Source organism: Microcoleus sp. CZ3-B2 (assembly GCF_036705055.1).
Lineage (GTDB): Bacteria > Cyanobacteriota > Cyanobacteriia > Cyanobacteriales > Microcoleaceae > Microcoleus.
Genome location: NZ_JAUBTN010000018.1, coordinates 23,778 through 47,105 on the forward strand (window position 1 = coordinate 23,778; position 23,328 = coordinate 47,105).

Here is a 23,328-nt window from a genome sequence, read left to right on the forward strand (position 1 = left end):
TACTGCAAGTCAAAGATTGCCATGAAATTTCCACTGCACCAACCAACCCTCCAGTTATTGACAGGACTCTCAGGAGTCGAACTGGGAGCAGCCTCGCACAATCCCTACGGAGTGAATGCAATTAATGTTGCTCCAAAATTTGACGAGGATTTGTTTCAAGACAACCAAGTTAACATGGGAGAGCAACCGACAAAAATCGATATGTACGGCGAAGCAGACAATATTCCCGTCAAAGACAACAGCCAGGATTTTGTTTTGTCCAGCCACGTGTTTGAACACATTCCCGATCCCATATCTGCTTTATTAGAATGGCAAAGAGTTCTCAAGCCAGGGGGATATGTGGTGATGATTGTCCCGCAGCCGGATGCTCTCGCCGGAGACAATCGCCCCCTATCTACCTACGCGCAATTAATTAAAGCACACCGAGAAAAATGGACGATTGAGACTGCTCCAGCGGAGAATTTATATGGTGGTAAAGGCGGACACTACTGGAAATTTACCTCAACAACTCTAAGAAAATTCTTTGAGAATCTCAAAACAGCTAATGACGGCATTCCGGCTGTGAATTGGCAACTGCTAGGTACCGAAGATCCCGACAGCAAGGTAGGAAACGGGTTTTGGCTGGCTTACCGAGTGGGAGCATTTCATTGAAAAAATTTACTGTGCGAGATATTAAGCTCGCACGCTCTAAAATCAAAACTGAGATGCTCCCCTCGTACCTTAGCTAATTGGCTGCTAACAGCAGCATTTTTCAACACTAGCCAGCTCAAAATCAATTATTTAACACAGAGGTTTCCCCGCAATGAATTCTACAAATCAGTTGAGCTATCAGCCGCTTATCAGTATTCTGATGCCAGTTTACAATACACCCGAGCAGTTTTTGAGAGAAGCTATTCAATCTGTTTTAAATCAAACTTACACTCACTGGGAATTGTGCATTGCTGATGATGCTTCTACCCAGCCTCACGTCAAGCGAATTTTAGAAGAATATGCGGCAAAAGATGCAAGAATTAAGGGAATTATTAGAAGTCAAAACGGTCACATATCTCGTGCGTCAAATTCGGCACTACAATTAGCAACTGGTGAATTTATATCGCTGCTAGATCACGACGATTTGCTTACTGCAGATGCTTTGCAGGAAGTGGTAATCCTGCTGAACCAGCATCCCGATGCAGACATGATTTATTCCGATGAAGATAAGGTAGACGAGCGCAACAATTTTTGTCTTCCCTGTTACAAGCCAGATTGGTGTCCCGATTCATTTTTGTCTCGGATGTATACTTGCCATCTGGGTACTTATCGGCGATCGCTAATTAACGAAATCGGTGGATTTAGAGCAGATTATGATGGCAGTCAAGATTACGATCTGGTTTTGAGGCTTACAGAAAAAACTAACAAAATATTCCACATACCTAAAATCCTTTACCACTGGAGATTTCACCCCGAATCTGCCTCTGCTTCTAGGGATGCTAAACCTTATGCCTACGAAGCAGCAGCGAGAGCCATCACAGATACAATTCACAGAAGAGGGGAAGCCGGACAAGTTATAGCACATCAAAATTACCCCGGTCACTATACTGTTCGGTACGCGATCGAGAGTTACAAACTGGTTAGTATTATCATTCCTACCAGGGATTTTGGGAGTATTTTAAATAAATGTTTACAATCAATTTTTTCCCTAACTTCGTATCCTAATTACGAAGTGGTGGTAATAGACAATGGCAGTGGAGAAGTTGAAACAAATAATATTATCAACAAGTGGCTAACTTTACAACCAAATAAGTTTCAATGCTACCGATTAGACATTCCATTCAATTATTCTCGCCTGAATAATTTTGGCGCACAAAAAGCACAAGGAGATTACTTACTCTTTTTAAATAACGATACCGAAATCAGGGAGAAAGACTGGCTCAATGGTATGGTCGAGCAAGCTCAAAGACAGTCAATTGGCGCTGTGGGAGGGCTGTTGCTATATCCTGATAATTCTATCCAAAATACAGGATTTATCTTAGGTGTGAACGGGATTGCCAGTCATGCCTACAAGGGAGTTAAGAAGGTATTAGAGTATGAGGACATAGTACACATAGGATTTACTAATAATGTCTCCGCTGTTACGGGATCGTGCTTGATGTGTCGCCGGGAAGTATTTACCAGCAGCGGCGGTTTTGATGACAATTTACCCATTGTATTCAGCGATATTGACTTATGTTTAAAAATGATGGATCAGGGGTATCGAAATATATATATAAGTCACACCAAAGTCTGGCATCAAGAATTAAAAAGTTGGGCGTTTGAACTGAGTGATGAAGAACAGTTAAAGATTGAAGCAGCAGCGTCTAAATTAATGGTATCAAGATGGAAAAATTTAATAGATCGCGATCCTTGCTTCAGCCAGTATTTAGTGAAAAAGCTGCACGAACAGTTAAACCCGATCGAAAGAATGCAGCCTTTAGTTAGCATTTGTATTCCTACTTATAACGGCGAGAAATATCTGAGCGAGGCACTTTTTAGCGCTATGGCTCAGACTTATCCCCATCTAGAAATTATTATTTCAGATGACGGTTCGACCGATCGCACAATGACCATTGCTAAGTCACTCACTGACAAGTTTCCCGGCGAGTTCAAATTTTCTGTGCACGAGAAATTTGGATTAGTTAAAAATTGGAATCACTGTATTTCTCAGGCAAAAGGGAAATATATTAAGCTGTTATGTCAAGATGATTTGCTAGAACCGGATTGTATTGCCGAACTGGTAAATTTAGCAGAACAAGACGAGCAAATAGGTTTGGTGTTTTCGCGGCGGGGAGTTTTGCTAGCAGGAGACGCTAACTCCGATGCGGCTTGTCAAGCAATCGGTAGAGGTGCTTTAGAAATATCTCAAAACTGGTCAAACTTGCAGCGAGTACAAGATGGCAAAACACTGCTGGCAGATCCTAATCTGTTGAACAATCCGATTAATAAAATTGGAGAACCGAGTACAGTTTTGATTAGAAGGGATGTTTTCGATCGCGTCGGATTTTTTGATGTAGAATTGCAGCAATTAGTTGATGTTGAAATGTGGTTCAGAATTATGAGCCACTACAAAATTGGTTTTGTCAACAAAAGTTTATCCAACTGGCGCGTTCACCTCAATCAACTGACAAGAGAAAACTTGCTGAAGGGAGAAATAGTGCAAGATGTCCAAAGATTGCACCAGAAAATTTTACACAGTTCGTATTTTAATTTATTGAACTCTGAAGTTAAAAATCGGATGAGTGATGCTAATCAAGCGGCAGACTGGATGCAACTGTTAGCTGGAGGAAAAAAACAGCAGGTAAATGTTACTGCTGTTCCTGTTGTTCCGGCTGCGGCTTTAGAAGTGGCGCAAATTTCTCCTGTTGCTTCTAATATTCACCGACCTTTTTGGTCTGTAATGATTCCTACTTACAACCGGGTAAAATATTTGGAGCAAGCGTTAAAAAGTGTGCTGCAACAGGCTCCTAATGCTGAGGAAATGCAAATAGAAGTTGTTAACGATTGCTCGAACCAATCTATCCAAGATGAAATGGAGGCTATTGTTAATGCTGTAGGCGGTGGACGAGTTAATTTTTACCGACATCCAGAGCAAGATATCGGTCAAACTGCTATCTTTAATCTCTGCATTCAGCGATCGCGCGGTGAGTGGGTGCACATTTTGCACGACGACGATGTTGTATTGCCGGGATTTTACAGCCGCTTGCGAGAAGGTATAGAAAAAGAACCGAGTGTGGGTGCAGCTTTTTGCCGCCACATTTATACAGACGAAGCGGGAAATCAGCGTTGGGTATCTTGGTTAGAAAGAGAAACTCCTGGGGTACTGACTGATTGGTTGGAACAGATTATTGTGATGTGTCGCTTGCAAGCTTCTCCCATCGCAGTTAAACGTAGTGTTTACGAAAGTTTGGGAGGTTTTTGCCCTCAAGCTGGTGCTGCTTCTGATTGGGAGATGTGGAAGCGAGTTGCAGTGCATTATCCGATTTGGTACGAACCGGAACCGCTGGCTTGGTATCGCCAGCATACTTCGTCAGACAATACTCGCTTGCTGAAGTCGGGCGGGCTAATTGCTGATGTGCGAAGATCGATCGACATTTCTCAATCATATTTGCCAAGGGCGATCGCCGATAAGTTATCGAATCAAGCCCGAGAACATTATGCTTTCTATGCTTTGGAGACAGCTAAAAAACTCCTAACAGACGGAGAATCTGAGGCGGCGATCGCTCAAATTCGAGAAGGACTCAAATGCAGTCAATCGGCCCAATTAAAAGAGGCATTAGTTTCACTATTATTACTTGGTGAATCTCATCAACCTTCCACCGGATTTTCCAGCTCTACCGCTCGGCAATCGCAAGAGTCAAGCAACACATCTGCTGCGGTAAACACTCGAACTACCCGCAAACAAATTGCTGATATTTGGCTGAATTTATCAGCCGAACAAGTGGCAAGTGCCTTTGCGGGGGATACAGGAAAACAGCACCAAGCCCTGCTTGCCAGCGAGATTAGAGATGAACCGCTAACCGATGCAGAAGAGACTTTTGCGAGGGAATTAGCCGCCAATGTGGCGAAAGGATTTAACGACCCGAAAGCTATCAATTACCTGCTAGCAGCGATGCTGTACCGTCGCGCCGACCAATTGCCGATCGACTACGATCGCGCGACAATTCCTAACTGGTTCGCCAACGAATATCTCAAATTCATGTTCACCTGTCCTAACCTTTTTCAAACAAAAGGAGAAGCAGAGAGTTACTATCAATTTATTCGAGGATGGATTGATTACGTACATAGGAATTTGTTCAAGAATTCCGAGTCGCCTCTGTGGCAGAATATTGCTTTGTTGTTCGCGCAAATTGCTAACTTTATTCCGCTGTACTTTACGACGGAAAACCTGCGCGATATTTATACCAAACGGGCAGAGATTATCGAGTTTGCGCTGAAAAATCGCGGTTGTTCTATTGATTGTATCTTCCCGGCGCGATCGCCCGCGCGGACAAAAATCCGCCTCGGCATCATCAGCGACCATTTCGCGCCGCAAACCGAAACCTTCGCCACCATCCCGGTTTTCGAGCATTTAAACCGCAACCAGTTCGAGATTTACCTGTACGCCCTCAACACCAGCGGCCACCAATTAGAACAATACTGTCAAAGTCGCGCCGACAAGCTGGTTGCACTCCCGAAAGACTTTGCATCGCAAGTCCAAACCATCCGCGCCGACGACTTAGATATCCTGTTTTTTGGTACGAATTTAACAGCTATCAACAAACCCGTTGGTTCCCTAGCAATGCACCGTTTAGCTAGGGTACAAACAACCTCTTTCTGTTCCCCAACAACCACCGGCATCCGGCACATGGATTACTACATCGCAGGCAAATTCACCGCGCCGGATGCTAGTTATCAAGCACAATATCGCGAACAGTTGGCTGTACTCGAAGGCAGCGGTTTTTGTTTCAAATACGCCACAGAATCGGAAGTTGCTACAGTCAAACCTACGCGCCAAAGTCTGGGAATTTCCGACAACACAACTGTTTTTGTCTCCGGCGCTAACTTCTACAAGATTCTGCCGGAATTGAGAGAAACTTGGGTAAAAATTCTAGCTGCTGTACCGAATTCAATCTTGATTTTATATCCCTTCGGGCCTGCTTGGACTCGGACTTATCCAGTGACACCTTTTGTTAACAATATGAACGCTATCTGCGCTAAATACGGCGTGAATAACAACCGCTTGCGGTTCGTGAAACAACTGCCAAGCCGCGCGGATGTCAAAGAGTTTTTGCAGCTAGCAGATGTTTATCTCGATTCTTTTCCCTACGCTGGGGCTACATCGTTAATCGATCCTTTGCAAGTAGGATTGCCGGCGGTGGTTGTGGAGGGAAATGCTTTGCGCTTCCGCCAAGGTGCGGCGATGTTGCGGGAATTGCAAATGCCCGATTTAATTGCGCGTGACGAAGCATCTTACATTCAGCTAGCTGTTAATCTCGGCACTAACCCGCAGTTGCGGCTGCAAAAAAGGCAGGAAATTAAGGAAAGAATGCAGGCTAATCCCGCTTGTTTCGATAGTGTGGCATATTCAGGGGCGATCGCGAAATTATTCCAAGAACTCTTTAGCAACTGGCAAAGCAGCCACCTAGAAGCAGCCCGCAGCTTGCAGGATAGCATTCCCAAACCAGCCGACTTGGGTGAAAAACTCTCGAATGCCGTCCAGCTTTACCAGAGAAACTCATCAAACATTTCACTAATATCCGAACTGCGTCAAATTCGCAAACAAATCGCTGATTATTGGCTGAACCTTCCCGCCGAAAATCTCGAAACAGCTTACCAAAGCGCCCCCGGTAATAGCTATCAAATCCTTCTCAAAAGCGGCTTTCAACGTCAACCAATGATAGAAAGCGAACAAATATTTTTGCAGCAACTAACTCAGCTTAGCAAAGGATTAGTCCATCCTAAAGCTGTCAATGCCTTGCTGGCGGGAATGCTATATTTTCCACCAGAAACTATGCGGATTCCCGACGCTCGTAACCGTTTACCGCACTGGTTAATTGGAGATTACGAACAAGTTTTTGAGACAGAAGCTGCCGTCAAGTCCGAGTCAAGTTCTGACTTGTTATTGCAATACATTCAATCTCCGCAATTTGCCAATCAACTGTTAGGATGCGTCAATCTTTATCGCATAGATCCTTCTGACGTATCGGTAGTTTTAGAACTACGCCAAATCCGCAAACAACTGGCTGATTTTTGGCTGATTGTTCCTTCAGAACAACTGGAAACAGTTTACCGAGGCGAAGTTCGTAAGGGATATCAAGCAATACTTAGCTGCGGGTTGCAATCCGAGTCAATGACGGAAGCAGAACAGAAGTTTTTGCAGCAATTAACTGAAATTAGTAAAGGGTTAGTGAATCCTCAAGCTATCAATGCTTTGCTTGGTGCGATGCTGTATTTTGTGCCGGGAAAAATGCGGGTTCCCGACCCTCGCACCCGCTTGCCCAAGTGGCTGATTGAGGATTACGAAAATGTGTTTGAAAGCGCATTGTTGGCATCGGAACAAACAATTGTGAAACAAGATTATTTGCCGCAGTTGCTCAATCAATTAACTGCTGCGGTCAATCTTTATGAAATTGACCCGACGGCGGAATTGGTAATAGCAGATTTGCGGTCAATTCGCAGGCAAATTGCTGATTTGTGGCTGAGGGTTTCTGGCGAACAATTAGAACTTTTGTACCGGAGCGATTTCGGGAAGGGTTACAAGGCTCTGCTGGGCTGCGGGTTTGTGAATGATCCTTTGAATGAGAGCGATCGCGCATTTTTCAATTCGTTGGTTGCTGAGTTGAGTAAAGGTTTTGGAGCGCCTGAAGCTGTGAATAATTTGTTGGCGGCGATGCTGTTTTGTCGCCCTGGGCAGTTGCAAGTTCAGGATGCGAATAGTTGTTTGCCTTCTTGGTTGTTGGAGGATTACGAGCAGTTGGTTGGGGGTGCGATCGAGCTTGCTGTTGGGTGAGAAAGGTGCAGTTTTTGAGATTTGGGATTATTTGTTAGTCTCAAATCTCAGGATTGAAACGAACCGCGAAGACGCAAAGTACGCTAAGGAAGAAAATGGAAGGAAAGATCGAGAGTTGAGAAATCATTGTTCCTACTCGTAGTAGTTCAATTCAATACGAGTTGTGGATGTTGAGTCTCAAATAAGGGGCGTGTTACTTGGCGCAGTAGCACTGTTTCTAAACTGCCATCTACTACATTTTCTGCTTCTATTTCTAACTCGCCCCACAATAACCGATCGCCCTGAGTTGGCATTTTACCTAAATTGTGAATCACGAATCCGGCGATTGTTTGGTACGCTTGGTTCGCGGGCAGGTTTAAGCCGAGTTTTTCGTTAACTGCTGTCACTTCCCAGATGCCGGAAATCAGTGCTGAATGAGCATCTTTTTGAATGATAGTGGCTTCGGAAGTTGGCAGCAGGGGCTCCGACTTTTGGCTGGTAATCCAACCTGTCAGCAGCCACACAGTACCGTTGAGAATTGCTAGCAGCGGCCACAGTATTTTTGAGCAGATTTCTATGGCTGGCATCAGCAGCAAAGCGGTGCGTTCCGGGGCGTGGGTTGCTAATACTTTGGGGATTAGTTCTCCTAATACTATTTCGACGTAAGTTACTAATATAAATGCTGCGGGAATTGCGATCGAATGAGCGCTCACCCAGGCGGCTAAATGACCGATCGGCAATTTGTCGATCCACGGCTCAATCCAGTGTACAGTCGCACCCTCACCCAACCAACCCAACAGCAAGCTCCCTGCCGTTGTGCCTGTTTGAGTCACCGACAGGTAATGCGGTATGTTGTTCTGCGCTTGGTGGACGAGTTCGGCAGTTTTGGCGTTTGGGCGATCGCGCAACTGGGCGAGTTGGCGGATTTGATGGCGATCGGCTGATACTAATGCTAGTTCTGACGCCACGAAAAACGCGATTAAAAGTGTTAATCCCAGCAACATTGCTAACCTCAGCAATGTTTGGGCGACTTCTATTTCCAGGGAAGTAAAGTTGTTCAAAATAGATAAATAATACGATAGATGTTTTTGACTAACGCCTTTATTTTAGCTTAGCCATTCAGATAAATTGACATCGGATATCCGCACTACCCGTATTTGTAGGAGGCGCACTGTGCACCTTACCCGTAGAACTTGTGAACTCTTACTCTTCTCTTTTCCCCCTTCGCGCCCTTAGCGCCTTCGCGGTTCGTTAAAAAAATCCAATTCACAAACCCGAAACTAATTGCTGGATCAACCCTCCCTTACCCCCCGCAACGAGTGAATTTCCGTAAAAGTTTGCTCCGGATCGGAATTCAACCCGCCTTGAATGTAATTCAACTTAACTTCTTCCAACAAATCCGACAGCAACGACTGCAATTCTCCGAGAGTTTTCTCGTCTTGCAACTCCCGCCGCAAACTTTGATTAAATTCTTGGCTGAAATTATCGATAATTTTTCGCCCCTTATCGTCTTCGTAAGTAGTTGCTACCACATCAACAGCAGTTTGAGCCAGATAATTGGCTAGCTGTTCGGTCATTTCTTCAGGCAAAATATTAATCGGAGAGAAAGTTTGCAGGAGTTGATAAAAATCCGACTGTTTGATTGTCGCTTCCAAATTGTGGTGCAGCAATTCTTCCAAACCCGGTTGCACCTGCGGCAAAACCTTGTAAATTGTCAGATCGAAAATCCGCTTGGTAATTCGTTCGATCGTATTTTCCTGATTGACGTGAAGGTAGGGCTGCTGCGGATCTAGCAGTACCCGCGCTGCGTCGCCCTGTTCGATCGAACTTTGAGCTTGATTGATAAACCGCACCATCATGTATTCCGACATCGTATCGGCTAAATAAGCCACCGGTTCGTAGGTAATTTGAGCAACGGCGCGATCGAGATTAACCAAACCCGACTTGTGCAGCCGCAGCAATACCGGCAGAATCCGCCACCCCTGCCAAATCGGAATCAGCAGAAACACCTCGTACCAGCGCCTCAGCACAAAATCCAACCAACTTACCCCCGGCTTGCGACGGCTGTGGAACAGACTTTTTATGAAAAATTCCGCCCAAAAATAACCTATAAAAAACGCATCAATTCGCCAAAACTGGTCAGAGGCTTGCAAAGATTCCGCCTTTGGCAAACTCGAATCAATGCCTTTAATCGGATCGTAAATTTTAACTAAAGCCGGAAAATAGCTCAAATAAACAGGGCGCATCTGCGGGTAACTGAAATGGAAAATCACCAACAAGAAATTGACGGCTGCTACTAATGCGCTCAGTTTTGCCCAAGAAATTGCTTTTTTGGGAGATTTGATATCAGTGTTGTTAACAGTTGTGTGGGAATCTGACATAAAAGTAATTTTCCGAATTTGCTAATCGCTCGATCTAACTTGTGGGAGACGCTAAAAAGACCCTAATCTATTATAATCCCTTGGTAAACACTAAGTATGAGGAAACCCAAAACCGTGAACTTAAAAACAGGCATATCGCTGCTCAAAGAAACTTTTACTCAATGGCAAAAAGATAAAGCCCCAACCCTAGCCGCCGCCCTAGCCTATTACACAGTCTTCTCCCTCGCCCCGCTGCTAATTATCGTAATTGCGATCGTCGGCTTAGTCTTTGGTGAAGACGCAGCCCGAGGTCAAATCGTCGGCCAACTCCAAAGTTTAATCGGCAAAGATGGCGCTCAAACCGTCCAAGAACTCATCCTCAAAGCCTCCGAACCCAAGTCAGGCATGATCGCTACTTTAGTCGGTCTCGCTACACTTTTGTGGGGCGCTTCCAACGTATTTACTAATCTCAAAGATGCCCTCAATACTATTTGGAATGTCTCACCGCCTCCCGGACGTGGCATTTGGGGATTTCTGCAAGACCGCGTATTGTCTTTTGCGATGATTTTAGGTATAGGGTTTCTCTTGCTAGTATCTTTAGTAATTAGCGCTGTTTTAGCAGCCATCAGCTCGTGGTTGAACGGTTTGCTGCATTTACCAGTAGGCCTTTGGCAAATTGTAGATTTTGCTCTTTCCTTTGGCGTAGTCACGATGCTTTTTGCCTTAATTTACAAACTATTGCCCGATGTCGAGCTTGCCTGGAATGATGTTTGGATTGGTGCAGCAATTACCTCTCTGCTGTTTACGATTGGCAAATCCCTAATTGGAGCATACCTCGGAAGCAGCGGTATTGCCTCTACCTACGGTGCAGCAGGTTCCTTCGTGATTATCCTGCTTTGGATTAATTATTCCGCTCAAATTCTGTTTTTGGGTGCCGAGTTTACCCAAGTTTGGGCTAACCGATACGGTTCCAAAATGCGAAGTTCGCGAAACAAGATTCTCAACATCGAAAACGGGGAATGAATCCTTTGTACCCAAACATCGGAACAATTCCTAAGATTAGACCAACGGGAAATTTGAGGTTAAGGTACAACTCCTGGTTTGACAGAATCAGGAAGTTTTGCTGCCGTTGCGGTGTACATAATTGAGCAGATTTAACTAATTTAACAGAGGTTAGTAGAACTCTTGAACTCAATCGCAGACTCCATCGAATGGATCTGCGTTTATCTGTGTTTATCCGCTGTAAATTTGCGGTTAAAAGACCGAATCTTGATACAAGAATTCTAGTTAAAATAAGAAGGCAAAAGGCGGAAGAAATAACAAAGCTTGAAGGCAATAATTTTGCTTTTTTCGTTAGCGCAGCCCTCGGAGAGGATCGCCTTTTCACATTCTTAGGATTGAGGTCAAAAAAACCTGATTTCTTTAAAAATCGTGGCTGTTCTTCGAGAAAGTCAGATGAACAAATCTGGCTTTTGAAATAGGATGCGTCCCGAATACAGAATTTATTCGGGACGATTTACTTCTGGTTTCTCCAAATTTATACCTATTTATCGCAAGGGTTAAAAATCCTGCCTCGGACTGAGGGGAACATCTCCAACCACAAGCTGAAAGCAGGTTCGAGTTAGATGCCAGCCCAAATTTGGGTAATTTCCTTCACCCTCGTTTATTGCCATTTAGATTATCCAGAGTTTTAGCTGCGGCTGGTCTCTGCCAGCAGAAGGAACTCGTATTTCAAATTTATCTGGCAATTTATCCCTGAAGGCTGATTTATCGATCGCGCGCTTTGACTTTAATAAAAATTAGCAGTTAACCTTTATTCCCCCCGCAGTCGCCAAAATTATACTTTTCACCTGCTGCATTTTTTTAAATTTTGGTAAAAATCATGATTTCATTAGCAAAAAAAACTATCGCCCCCAGCTTTGTACAGGGCGAGCCCGCTGTGGAAATTGGCAAAGAAGAAGCGGGGGGACAAAATGTTTACGTGCGTCAGCGCTACGCAAGGCCGATTTAAAACTGATCGTCGGCGGTGGCTGGCGCGTGGGGAAAGCGACAAGAGCGCGATGCGATCGGCAGCATCGTGGAACAATTAGGCTTAAGCGACATTACCAGTTTTCCCGGCAGCTTGAGCCGAGAGATTCTCCCCGCCGACGATTTAGTGGCCGTTGAAGCGATGGCCTGCGGCACGCCCGTCGTCGCCTCGTGGGAGGATTGAAATATACGGTAGTGCCGCGAGAAACCGGTTTGCTCGCGCCACCAAAAAATGAAGTATGGCGCCAGCAACTCGGACAAGCAGGCCGCAGGCGCGTCCAAGCCTATTTCAGTTGGGAGGCGATACCGTCCCAACTAAGTCGGGTTTGCTGAACTCCTCGAACAAAAATCGGCCGTTACACTTGACCCCGTGAGCGCTTAATAGTATCACTTAGTATGGTTGAAGCGAGTTTCCATTGATCCCTGTGGATTTCAACCATTCTAACTGGGAACCTTCAACTAAAAGCGATATCAGGAGGTAATCTTGTACGCACCAGAAAATCTGGGAAGCCATCTGCAACCCATGGACGACATCCAGCTAATTCGCCTGTGGGTGGAGCGCCAATCCAGCCGCAGCAAGCGCTTTAGCTGGCAGGCGGCCAATAGTTTTCGGATGTTTGTAGCAAAACCGCTGGCAGAAGTAACTCTGACAGATGTCCAGACTTTCGCTGCAGCCATGAGGGCCCGCCAAGCTGCATCCCGTTTTTACAAGCAAACTTTACTAGCACTCAAATCCTTGTTCGCCTTCGGCCAGCAAACAAGAATCTTACCCGCAACCATTCCCCTGCAGGAGTGGCCGGTGCGACAGCGCAGCAAGCCGTCAAAACGCCTCCGTTTTAAAGTCTCGTGGAGTTTGTGCATCTGTTTGTCGTTTTTTTTGGGTAGGATGACTCCGAAGTTGTGGGGACAAACTATCTCGCCAGAAATCTCGGAGCCTCCTAAACGCACGCCGTTAGTTGGGGCTATCAACTCACCAGACGGAAGAGAGAATAACATTGAGCGCGATCGAGTCAAAGCCTTTCTCGACACCATCGCCACCGCCGAAGGCACCGCTAGCCCCGACGGCTATCGCACCCAGTACACAGGCACCACATTTGTCAGTTTCAGCGACCATCCCAGAGAAATGAGATGCGGCCAGCGCTACGGCAAAAAGCTGTGTTCCGACGCGGCCGGGCGGTATCAGTTTCTGAGCACAACTTGGGACAGATTCGCCAAAAAATTTAGCCTCACCGATTTCAGTCCCCAAAATCAAGACCTGGTAGCTGTAGAGTTAATCCGAGAAAAAGGTGCCTTAGAAGATATAGAAGCGGGTAGATTGGAGTCAGCAGTGAGAAAACTCGCTTACATCTGGCCTTCTTTTCGGCGTTTTGGCGGTTCCGTGGAATCGTCGATGCCCAAACTAGAACAAATGTATTTGCAAAATTTAGGGATTTACCGCCCCGGATTGGTTGTTAGCAATTAGTCAGTCGATGTAATCTTTGCGCCAAGGTGCGTCGGGGATGAGAACTTGACAGGCGGGAGCAAGTGTGATGTTAGCAGTAAGAATCGCTGGGTTTTTAACTGTGCGGCCTTCTAATGACTGTTGAGATTCTAGGCGGCTGATTACCTCGATTGCACAGTTTTTGTCTGCTGCGTTTAACGGTGTGTTGCTGTACTCGGCTGCTAATTCTTCGAGAAAATTTAGGTGATCTTGCACAACGGGCGATCGCCCCAACAATCATCTTCTCAAGTTTATATGGGGCGATCGCTATTTCACCCAACAACAAACATCCTCGAATGATTTGATTTGTTTTGGAGGGCGATCGCCAATAATTTCTGTGGACTTAGCAACGAAGCCAACCATTTTTGTTTACCTAATCTCTACCAAAGAATGTGAGACGAAGTACGGGTTTTCCACGGTAGTAAGTGCGATCAAACTGTACTTTCTGAGACTCGTATGCGTGGTCTTGGATCATTTCTTGTGCATCATCGAGAGACATTTCACTCCAGTCAGGAGCGACTAACATAAGACCATTGTTAGCACTGAGTATTTCGTCTAGGTCATTCCAGGAGCCAATCCAGAGCATTTCCTTTGCTGTATTACTGAGACTCATCCTATTTACCTAAGTTGTAATTATCCCACAATTGCAGTTTAACTAAATAAATGAAAATATATTACCGCATAATTTTGTCAAGGCAAAGTATTTGACGATCGCCAAAATTTTATTTAATTTCACAGGTGCGATCGCTTCTCAATTCGTAACTTTTGCGATCGCCAATAATCTCTCAGAACTCAACAACAAAGTCAACTATTTTTGCTTGCCCAATCTCGAATAGAACCAGATTGCCTAAGTTGTAAATTTTTATAAAATAGGTTTTGCTAGTCATTCAACGACTCAATTCCTTGCTCTTTAAGTCTAGCTAATCCATCTTTCATCGCTTTAACTTGCTCTAGTGAATGTCCTTGCCAAATTGCAACTTCACCAACAACCTTAAACGGATATGATGAACGATAAGACATTGTTGGATTACCAGGGAATTTTCTATCAGTTAAATCAGGATCATCTTCAATGGGCCCTGTTGATTCTACTAAATATATTCTTTCACACCCTTCCCCCAAAGCAAGTTCAGCCCCCCAAATAGCGGCATCTAAGGTTGCTGTCACGAAGACATACTTAGCTTTTTTTCTTTGTCCAAAATTTGAGTTGAAACCAGCTTCAATAAAATCTCCAATCTTTAGGGCAACCTTTGTTCCATGAAAGAACGTCTGAGAAAACGGTGTTGGGTTAGGTTCGTTTAATTTTTTATTGCTTTCACTATTTTCCATTGATGTAACCTATCATTGATATTTTCTTGATTGCTGAAATTGTTCATTACAATTACCGCTAACGGTTGAATTGAGTGGCAGAAAAACTTATGCCCAAAACCAGAATATCATAATTTGTCCGCTCCAATGATTTGTTATGCCCCGATCGCTTCTTAATTCTTAACTTTTGCGATCGCCTCAACAATCATCTTCTCAAATTTTATCCGTAGGGTGTGTCGCCATCGACAATCCTTCATCAACAGCGACAATTTCATGGTGACGCACCTGTTTTTTTCTAGAGATGAGGAAAAAAACCAAAATTTTGGTAAGGTGCGTCGCTACTCGAAAAGTCGATTTTTATTGACAGATTTTTGCAGGGCGACGCACCCTACGACTACTTCAGTTTGCAAAACAAGTCCGATCGCCATTTATCGATCTGGATCGATCGCTATGCTTGAGGATGCGGTTCTGTCCCCGATCGCAATATAAGGTTCGCCGTGAGTCCCTGTATAGATTTGAGTAGGCCGGTAAATGCGATTTGCTTCTAGCTGTTCCTTCCAGTGGGCCAGCCAGCCGGCAACGCGGGCGATCGCAAAAACAGGCGTAAATAAGTCGGTCGGAATTCCCATTTTCCGATAAACCAGACCCGAATAGAAATCTACATTTGCGTAAATTCCTTTATGACTCATTTTTTCCTCAACCACTGCTTCCAACTCGATAGCAATGTCGTAATAATCGTCATGTCCAAAATTTTCAAACAACTTTTCGGCTAACCCTTGAAGAATAGTTGCTCTGGGATCTTTCACCTTGTAAACTCGGTGGCCGAAGCCCATGATCTTTTCCTTATTTTCAACGCACTTCTCGACAAAAGGCCGCACGTTTTCTACCGAACCAATTTGCTCCAACATATCAATCACTTCTTCATTTGCTCCTCCGTGCAGCGGCCCGGCCAAAGTGCCAACTGCTGAAGCAATCACCCCGTAAGGGTCTGTTAGTGTCGAAGCTGTTACCATTGCCGAAAATGTAGAAGCATTGATTGTATGCTCCGCATGGAGAGTCAGACAAGCATCAAAAATATTAGCCAACAGCGGATCTGGTTCTCGCTCGTTGAGCATATAAAGAAAGTTAGCCGAGTAGTTTAAGTCGTCCCTCGGCAACAGCGGGTCATTACCCCGCCGCATTTGCTGGAACGCCGCCACCATTGTGGGAATTTTGGCTAGCAGCCGCACTACAGCTTCTCGAATGTATGCTGGGTTAGCCAGAGCTCGGCGCGAGTAGAATAACCCCAAGGCCGCTGCTGAAGCTTGCAGCGCGTCCATTGGATGTCCTCTTTCGGGAAAGCATTTCATCATATCTCGGATGCGATATTTGATCCGGCGGTGATAGCGAATTTCATGCTCGAAAGCTTCTAGTTCTTCCTGTGTCGGAAGTACGCCCCAGATTAATAAATATGCAGTTTCCACAAAGGAACTTTTGAGAGCTAGTTCCTCAATGCTAATCCCGCGATATTCTAGCACCCCTTTTTGTCCATCTACATAACTAATACTGGACAAGGTGGCGGGAACACCTTCTAAACCTGGTTTGAATTCGCCGACGACCATTGCGATACCGTATTGTGTGAGTTGAATCTAATCAAATTACATTACCAGAAAGCAAGATAGTGTCACCGTCTTGACAAATAATCATTTACTCGCTACTGAGGCGCAAGGATGCTCAGAAACGAGATTTTTCCATAGAGTTTGCGATCGCACCGTTAGATATTTTATCTCCTCACGCCCGGTTGCGGAGTCGGAGAATGCCGGTCAAAGAGGGCTGGCGCGCCCTGTGATTGTGGGGCCGATTCGCTGTTTCTAGCAAAGCAAAAACTTGGGCCCTGTGAGCCAGAACATTTGGCTGCGGCCGACTGGGGAGCCTGTTTCGGGGAGGATTAAGCCGATGATACCTGCTTTTTTGAGGATCAGGGCATCTTGCGATCGCCCCCAAACCAAAGTTTCTGCCCAATTACCCAAATCTGGTTGGTGGCCCACCAAGACTAAGCTGCGGTTGCCTGTTTCCTGCCACTGCTTGTACCACCTCAGCCAGTCTCCTATGTCTGCTGAAGGTGCGAGGGCGGCGGATTCTTCTATTTTGGAACTCAAACCGAGTGACAGCAGGATTTGGGCGGTTTGTTGGGCCCGCAGTAGGGGGCTGGCGAGAATCAGATCAAACTGAATTTCGAGATCGTAGAGCCGTTGGGCGATTTTTCTGGTTTTACGATCGCCCTGTTTAGTCAGGGGCCTTTCTGAGTCTGTATCGTATTCTTCGGGTTCCGCTGCGATGCCGTGACGGACTAGGTAGAGATGCACTGTGGCTGTCCTTGTGATAATTGTGCGATGGCTACGCCCCGGCTTACACGCACTTAGGGATGAAGTTTGGCGCGATCGACATATTTTACCTATTCTACAACTGGATTGACATCTGGCACTGTCATCTGGTATGCGCCACAGGCGTAGCGATCGCGCCCTTGTCGTTTCGCATCATACAATGCTCGATCGGCTGTGGCGATCAATTCATCCGGCGATTCGCCACAGCAGGGAACTATGCTAGCAATTCCCATACTCACAGTCACGATCGCACTCACCTCAGATTGCTCGTGAGGGATGGCCAAATCTCCGATCGCATCTCGCATCGACTCAGCAACTGCGATCGCCCCTGCAGCATCCGTATTTGGCAGAATAGCAGCAAATTCTTCGCCCCCATAGCGCACAAACAAATCCGTCGAACGTTTAACCGCAGCCGCCGCAGCTTTCGCCACTTTCACCAAACAAATATCCCCAGCTTGATGTCCGTAGCAATCGTTATATCGCTTAAAATAATCCACATCCAACATAATCAATGACAACTGTTGTTTGCCCTCCATCAGTCGGTGCCATTCCGACTCCAATCGCTCATCAAAACAGCGGCGGTTTGCTACTTGGGTTAACCCATCTGTCATAGCCATTAATCTTTCTTGTTCCGCCCGGTTTTTCAGAATCTCCTCGGCCTCCTGGCGTTCTGTAATATCAGCGAAAGTGGTCACTACTCCATAGGGTTGAGATTGATTGAGATGGAACAGCGGTTGAGAATTAATCGAAATCCAAGTCAGGGTTTGATCCGATTTGTGAATGCCCATCACCACATTCGATCGCGCTTCTCCCGTGCGTAGGGTGATCGTTGCCGGATGCTGTTCCCCCGGGAACGGGGAGCCATCCTCGCCAACGGTTCGCCAGTCTAAATCTACGGATGTACGCCCCATCATTTGGTCTGCTGTGAGCCCCATAATCCTTTCAGCACTAGCATTACAGGCAGTAATTTGTCCGTCTGCTAGCTGAAGTACGACACCTTCGGTCATGGTAGTAATCACAGAACGATACCGTTCCTCGCTTTCCTGCAATTGACTCAGGAGACTGTTTTTAGCATCAAACTCCGAAGCCAGATGCAGGCTCCCGGCCATAAACCCCGCCATTAGTTGTAAAGTTTGGATATCTGACTCTGTAAAGGCAGAGGGTATAGCTGAAACGACTTTTAAGACGCCAACCCGATCGCCCTGATAGAACAAGGGAACAACCACCATTGACCGGAGACCAATGCGCTGACAGGCAGCCAGATCCACCCGTGCATCGGTTTCTGAATCCTCGCAAATCATGATTTGGCCGGTCGCAATACATTTTCCCGATAAACTTGTCCCTACTTTGAGCCGTAATCCAAGATAGCTGGTGGCGATACCGCTGGCTGCCCGATACACCATTTCATCCCCTTCCACGATTTCAATCACTGCTCCATCGGCGCGGGTCAAATCTTGAGTCCTCTCTGCAATCACCGCCATTACTGCATCGAGATTGGGATTGCGGATGGCGATTTCCTGTTGGGTGGCAATCACCACAGCCTGACGCTCGAACTCTTGTTGCAATGCTGCTTCTGCTTGTTTGCGATCGGTGATATCCTTCATAAAACAGTGATGCCCGATCGGTCGATCGCGATCGTCGCAGGCTGTCACCATGACCACCTGCTTGTAAAAGATCGAGCCATCTTTCCTAATACCCCTAGCCTCAACTTCCACTCGGCCTCCGGCTAGCATTTTTTGATAAGCCACTAGCATCATTTCCAGATCTTCTGGAACAACCGTTTTCTGCCAATTCATACCAACCATTTCTTCAGGCTGATAACCCACTATATTGGCATAGGCTTGATTAACACTGATATACGTTCCGTGTTGATCCAGCCGCGAGATGCCTTCCACGGCATTAGCAAGGGCTGTACTCATTTCTCTGAGTTCTGTTTCGGCCAATACCAGATCCGTAATGTCTTGGGATGTGCCAAACAACCGAATGACTTGTCCCTCTGCATTTAGTTGGACTTGTCCCCTGCCTTCGATATAGCGGATCGAACCATTGACACCCAAGACTCTGAGCCGCAATCGATAGGGTTCTCCGTGACTGAGGGATCGTAGAACTAGCTGGTGTAGCTGTTCGGCGCTTTCGGGATGGTAAAGCTGTAGGTTTTCTTCATAGGTAGGTTCCCCCAGGGCCCTGTTGCGTCCCACAATCTCGAATAGTTGGGGAGACCAGGTAATTTTACTCGTAATTACGTCCCATTCCCAGTTACCGATCTGGGCAACCCGCTGGGCTTCTGACAACCGGGCTTCACTCTGTTGCAGGGCTGTTTCCGTCTGCTGGCGGTCGGTAATGTCCTTTTCGTTTACGAGCAACATCGGGTTGCCTGTTACCGGGTCGTTGCTACATCGCACGTCCATCTCGTGCCACCGAATTCCCGCCAGAGTAATCACTTGAGCCTCAGCACTAAAGACCTCACCGGACTTGAGAACTGCCATTGCTCGCTCTCCTACCCGATCGTCAACAAAGCGGCTCACAAAAGCATTGTCTGTGTTTCCATAACAGCGCAAGGCCGCCTGGTTTTGCAGCAGCAGCAAGCCTTCTAGGCTGTACAGGGAAACCATCAGCGTGGTGTGGCGGAGTGCTTCGATCGATCGCAGAGTTTCCGGCTCAATTCGATCGACGGTTTCGATCGTACCCTGCACCAGCATTGCCAAACGCCCGCCGTCAATCCTGATGCCAGAGCACCGACAGCCGACAGAAACAGGCTCACCGGCGGGGTTAAACGTCCACCGCTCGGACAAGGTTTGGCCTTGCTCAAACTGCTGCAGATAGCTCTGCAAGCGAATCCGAGTAGACTCTGACACATCGCTAAAGTTGCGGCTCGTGAGTTCTTGCCGCGTCGCAGCATTCCACAGGTACAAGGATGCTTGGTTTGCCCACCGCATTTGCCAATGCTCAATATCAAATATCCAGATCGGGTTTTGCAACAAGTCAAAGGCTCTGAGGTGGATAATATCGCCGCTCAGGGAACAGGCACTGTCTGGTTCCAGGCTATTTTGACGGTTGACTCTTTCTATATTCGTGACAGTTTGAGCCGGTGCTGTTTCGAGTTGTGGCGGTTGATTTGGCAGCACCGGGTGGTGAGATTCCAGTTGCCGCATCCTCAAGCTGAGCTGCACTGCAACGTGTTGCAGGATCTGAATGTCGAGAGGTTCCCACTGACGCGGACTTCGGCATTGATGAGCAATCAACAGTCCCCACAGCTTCGGAGATTGCTGCTGTTTGCCATCTAGCAAAATTGGTACAACTAAATTTGCCTGCACTTGGAGGCGATCGAGCAATTCGATATGACAAGCTGGAATATGACCGCTGTTAATATCAGCAATGCTGCTGGTTTGTCCCTGGCTGTAACCCTTTAGCCAGGTTGTTTCAAAGCAAGGGTCATCAATCAGTTGTCCCAGCATGGGCGGCCACTCGCCACCAACGGATTCAGCCAATACTGCACTATCTCCATGCGGTAGGAAGCGATAAATAATTACGCGATCGGTTTGCAGCAGCACCCTAGTTTCTGCTACCGCACATTGCAAAATGCTCTCCCAATCCCTGAACTCGTTGATTAGAATTGCAATTTCTGAAAGTTTTTCTAGGATTTTCTCTAACGACCAAGAGAAAGTCTGTTTTGTAGACATCTCCGTGTTCCTTTTTTTTTAGCTATTTGTTACTATTCTACCCCGCAACAAATAAATATAATATTTTTTGAAATTCTAATAATCTGTTGTTGGGTTGATCGCAAAAATACTTAACTTGTGTTTTAACAATGGGAATACTACAAATCTTAGTTTTTTACATTCAGCAACTCATCGTTTCTAGAGATTTATTGTGCTTTTTTACGGCGTTTTTTTCTAATTGCTATCGAAAATTTTCTGGACCAAATATAACTAATTATGATTAACTTAGCGAATTTATCAGCAAATTGAAAAAAGTTAACCCTGTAAAAGTGTTATAATTGAAGAATCATATCGTAAATTTTAGTAAGCTAGAGCCAACTAAATTTTTCCCAACTCCTGGTTTTTCACGAAAATACTTCGTTGCATCCTTTGACAATAGTTAAAATACCCGGTTTCTTTGGTGTGTATTTTTGGGAAATGGGATAAAATTTATGGCGTTGCTTCATCAGGGTATGAAAAAAATCAGTTGAAAATCCTCAAGCTTTGTCGATACTGGTTTCTATGACTGGCATATTTAGCATTTCATCTCAAATCCGGTAGTATCGGAATTATGAGTGCGATCGTCCAAATAGATTATTCCGATGCTACCGTCCATCACCTCATATCAAATCCTCTCTTCATCGGAATAGTAAATTCACTGTTGACTGTTGACTGTTGACTGTTAACAGTTAACATCATGAGGAGTGAAACCGGAATTGAGATCGTACCGTAAATCAGCAACGCCGATATTACTTCGTTCAAACTGACAGAGGTGTGCTGGATTTGATTTCCAACCCTCAATAAGAGTGAAAAAACCCGGTTGAGGAGATTTGAAATGGGGGGAGGACTGACGATTAAGTTGAGAGTTTGCGCTTCGGTAGAAAAAAATATGGCAAAACCTGGTAGCAACCGGAGGTCGAACCCCGCATCGCATTCCCCGGCTATTGCTGGAATCAAGGCCGTGCCTAGAAACTCCAAAGTTAATGATCGTAAATCGGATTCTCTTTAGGACTAACTAAATCTAGCAAATTTTGCTTTATCTGAGCATCAAATACTTCCCATTTCATCCTTGCATAATCGCTATCCTCATTTCCGCCAGAAAGAAATCCCACCGGAATTTCAAAGCCTCCAGCTTGACTTCTACCACCGCCAAAAAAGCGTCCTTCAGCATTTTTTCCGAAGGCTTCTTTAATGAATTCGTCCGGGTCGAGAGTCAGTTTATTCGTTCGCAGCGAGCCAATTACTACTTCAATTTCTTCGTCTTTGTCGTGAACAATTGCATAGACGACGGCTGTGTGTACGTTCTCTTCGGTCATTAAAAAGTCTGCGGCTTGGGGAATAGAATCCCGATCGTCATAGCGGAGGTAGCCGATGCCGGCGATCGAAAAATTGTTCTGGACGATGCGGTGTTTGAGCGATCGCTCGATCGCATCCATCACCCATTTAGAACGAGACGACTGCAACACCGCATTCAACAACTGCGAGTCATAAAAACGGCTCAAATAAGCAGCAGCTAAAAACTCTTCCTCCTGAGCTTGTCTGAGGGCATTCGTATCCGATCGCAAACCGTGCATCAAAGCCGTAGCGCACTTGACGTGCTGGCTGATACTGCTGTCAAAAGCTAACATTCCCGCCTGCAAATACTCCGTAAAAATCGTGGCTGTAGCGCGGATTTCCGGGCGCAAATCCGTAAACTCTGCGTTCATTTCCCCCTGCAAACTGTGGTGGTCGATCACTGCTGCGATCGGAATTCCCGCCCCTAAAATAAACTCAGTTAAGTTACAAGTAGTGCCTTGGTTATCGATAAAAACGCACCCCTTATAAGCCGATAAATTCTTACTTTTTGCCGTTTCCAACGTCCAGCGCTGCAACGGCAACCCTGTTAATTTGACTAAGGCAATATTTTCTTGGTGGCTGAGAGTGCCGGCGTAGAGAATCTCGCATTGGATATCGTATTTTTCGGCGATTAATTTGTAAGTCCAAGCACTTGAAAGCGCGTCGGGGTCTGGAAAATCTTGCAGCAAAATTAACTGGCGACTGCCTTTGTTGCGATCGAACATTTGGCGCAATTGCTCGACTTTACGAGCGTGCAATTCCTCGCGGAGACTGGCGCGATTTTCTTCGGAAGCAACTTCAGCTTTGCTGCGCCGTTTCTGGGGCTCACTCGCTGCGGGTACAGCCTCGCCGATGGGGTCAACCTCACCTTCGCGGTTGCTAGATGTTTCATCTGAATTAGTAGGCGGGCGGTCTTTCATTGTTAAAGTTTAACCATTTAATTAATTTAGGACTTACGGAGGAGCGGCCAAAAACCGGGTTTTTGGAGAAAATTATGCCCTACAGTCTATAGATTAGGCAAAAACCCGGTTTCTTTAATAGTCCTAGACCCAAAAAACCGGTTTCTCAGAAAAATTGTCGATCGAGCCGAGAGATACTTGATGCAAAAACCAGGTTTTTGACACCGCGTGCGTCCCGGACTGTAATTCTCTCAGAACTTGCGCGCCAAAAGCCCTTAAACCCGGTTTTTTTGTAGGTGCTTCGTTATCAAAGCCAATATTTCTGATGAAAAACCCGATTTAAAAGCGTAAGTTCTCTATTATTTAACTTTTAACTT

Annotated in this window: 17 protein-coding genes; 9 read left to right on the plus strand and 8 right to left on the minus strand. The window is 45.8% G+C overall.

What is annotated here, in order from left to right; all coding sequences use genetic code 11:
• Positions 1-21 precede the first annotated feature (21 nt).
• On the plus strand, positions 22-651 hold the full coding sequence (locus tag QUA97_RS10805; protein ID WP_333194594.1) for a class I SAM-dependent methyltransferase: 630 nt from the start codon (positions 22-24) through the stop codon (positions 649-651).
• A gap of 151 nt (positions 652-802) precedes the next feature.
• Complete coding sequence (locus QUA97_RS10810) at positions 803-7,504, plus strand: glycosyltransferase (RefSeq protein WP_333194595.1); 6,702 nt, start codon at positions 803-805, stop codon at positions 7,502-7,504.
• 146 nt (positions 7,505-7,650) lie between these two features.
• Here QUA97_RS10810 and QUA97_RS10815 read toward each other — a convergent pair whose 3' ends face one another.
• Positions 7,651-8,544: a CNNM domain-containing protein gene (locus QUA97_RS10815; protein ID WP_333194596.1), complete on the minus strand. Its 894-nt coding sequence runs from the start codon at positions 8,542-8,544 to the stop codon at positions 7,651-7,653.
• Positions 8,545-8,775: 231 nt separating this feature from the next.
• On the minus strand, positions 8,776-9,864 hold the full coding sequence (locus tag QUA97_RS10820; RefSeq protein ID WP_194067915.1) for a hypothetical protein: 1,089 nt from the start codon (positions 9,862-9,864) through the stop codon (positions 8,776-8,778).
• A 114-nt stretch (positions 9,865-9,978) separates the two neighbouring features.
• Between QUA97_RS10820 and QUA97_RS10825 the strand changes: the two genes are divergently transcribed.
• From QUA97_RS10825 to QUA97_RS10850, 6 genes are all read left to right on the plus strand, one after another.
• Positions 9,979-10,866, plus strand: coding sequence for a YihY/virulence factor BrkB family protein (locus QUA97_RS10825; protein ID WP_333116531.1), 888 nt, complete (start codon positions 9,979-9,981; stop codon positions 10,864-10,866).
• Between the two features lie 188 nt (positions 10,867-11,054).
• On the plus strand, positions 11,055-11,324 hold the full coding sequence (locus tag QUA97_RS10830; protein ID WP_333194597.1) for a hypothetical protein: 270 nt from the start codon (positions 11,055-11,057) through the stop codon (positions 11,322-11,324).
• Between the two features lie 401 nt (positions 11,325-11,725).
• Positions 11,726-11,854, plus strand: coding sequence for a hypothetical protein (locus QUA97_RS10835; RefSeq protein ID WP_333194598.1), 129 nt, complete (start codon positions 11,726-11,728; stop codon positions 11,852-11,854).
• A 15-nt stretch (positions 11,855-11,869) separates the two neighbouring features.
• Entirely contained in the window at positions 11,870-12,055 is a 186-nt protein-coding gene (locus QUA97_RS10840) for a hypothetical protein (protein ID WP_333116536.1), read from the plus strand.
• Positions 12,052-12,204 (plus strand): hypothetical protein, encoded by a 153-nt coding sequence (locus tag QUA97_RS10845; protein ID WP_333194599.1) that lies wholly within the window; start codon positions 12,052-12,054, stop codon positions 12,202-12,204. Before QUA97_RS10840 ends, QUA97_RS10845 begins: the two co-directional genes overlap by 4 nt.
• Before the next feature lie 151 nt (positions 12,205-12,355).
• Positions 12,356-13,333, plus strand: a complete 978-nt coding sequence (locus QUA97_RS10850; protein WP_333194600.1) for a glycoside hydrolase family 24 protein — start codon at positions 12,356-12,358, stop codon at positions 13,331-13,333.
• Here the strand turns inward: QUA97_RS10850 and QUA97_RS10855 are convergent, their stop codons facing one another.
• Positions 13,334-13,567: a hypothetical protein gene (locus QUA97_RS10855; protein ID WP_333090762.1), complete on the minus strand. Its 234-nt coding sequence runs from the start codon at positions 13,565-13,567 to the stop codon at positions 13,334-13,336. It abuts the gene before it with no gap.
• A 488-nt stretch (positions 13,568-14,055) separates the two neighbouring features.
• Between QUA97_RS10855 and QUA97_RS10860 the strand changes: the two genes are divergently transcribed.
• Entirely contained in the window at positions 14,056-14,187 is a 132-nt protein-coding gene (locus QUA97_RS10860; protein WP_333194601.1) for a hypothetical protein, read from the plus strand.
• Between the two features lie 43 nt (positions 14,188-14,230).
• Here the strand turns inward: QUA97_RS10860 and arr are convergent, their stop codons facing one another.
• The 5 genes from arr to QUA97_RS10885 all read right to left on the minus strand — a co-directional run bounded on the left by arr (position 14,231) and on the right by QUA97_RS10885 (position 22,972).
• A complete protein-coding gene (arr, locus tag QUA97_RS10865) occupies positions 14,231-14,677 on the minus strand; it encodes an NAD(+)--rifampin ADP-ribosyltransferase (protein ID WP_333116548.1) in 447 nt (148 codons plus the stop codon).
• Between the two features lie 407 nt (positions 14,678-15,084).
• Positions 15,085-16,257 carry a citrate synthase gene (locus tag QUA97_RS10870; RefSeq protein WP_194067912.1) on the minus strand — a complete coding sequence of 391 codons (1,173 nt, stop codon included), beginning with the start codon at positions 16,255-16,257 and terminating at the stop codon, positions 15,085-15,087.
• Between the two features lie 249 nt (positions 16,258-16,506).
• A complete protein-coding gene (sixA, locus tag QUA97_RS10875; protein ID WP_194067911.1) occupies positions 16,507-17,001 on the minus strand; it encodes a phosphohistidine phosphatase SixA in 495 nt (164 codons plus the stop codon).
• A gap of 89 nt (positions 17,002-17,090) precedes the next feature.
• Positions 17,091-20,699 carry a diguanylate cyclase domain-containing protein gene (locus QUA97_RS10880; protein ID WP_333194602.1) on the minus strand — a complete coding sequence of 1,203 codons (3,609 nt, stop codon included), beginning with the start codon at positions 20,697-20,699 and terminating at the stop codon, positions 17,091-17,093.
• Positions 20,700-21,697: 998 nt separating this feature from the next.
• Positions 21,698-22,972 carry a DHH family phosphoesterase gene (locus QUA97_RS10885; protein ID WP_194066407.1) on the minus strand — a complete coding sequence of 425 codons (1,275 nt, stop codon included), beginning with the start codon at positions 22,970-22,972 and terminating at the stop codon, positions 21,698-21,700.
• Between the last annotated feature and the right edge of the window lie 356 nt (positions 22,973-23,328).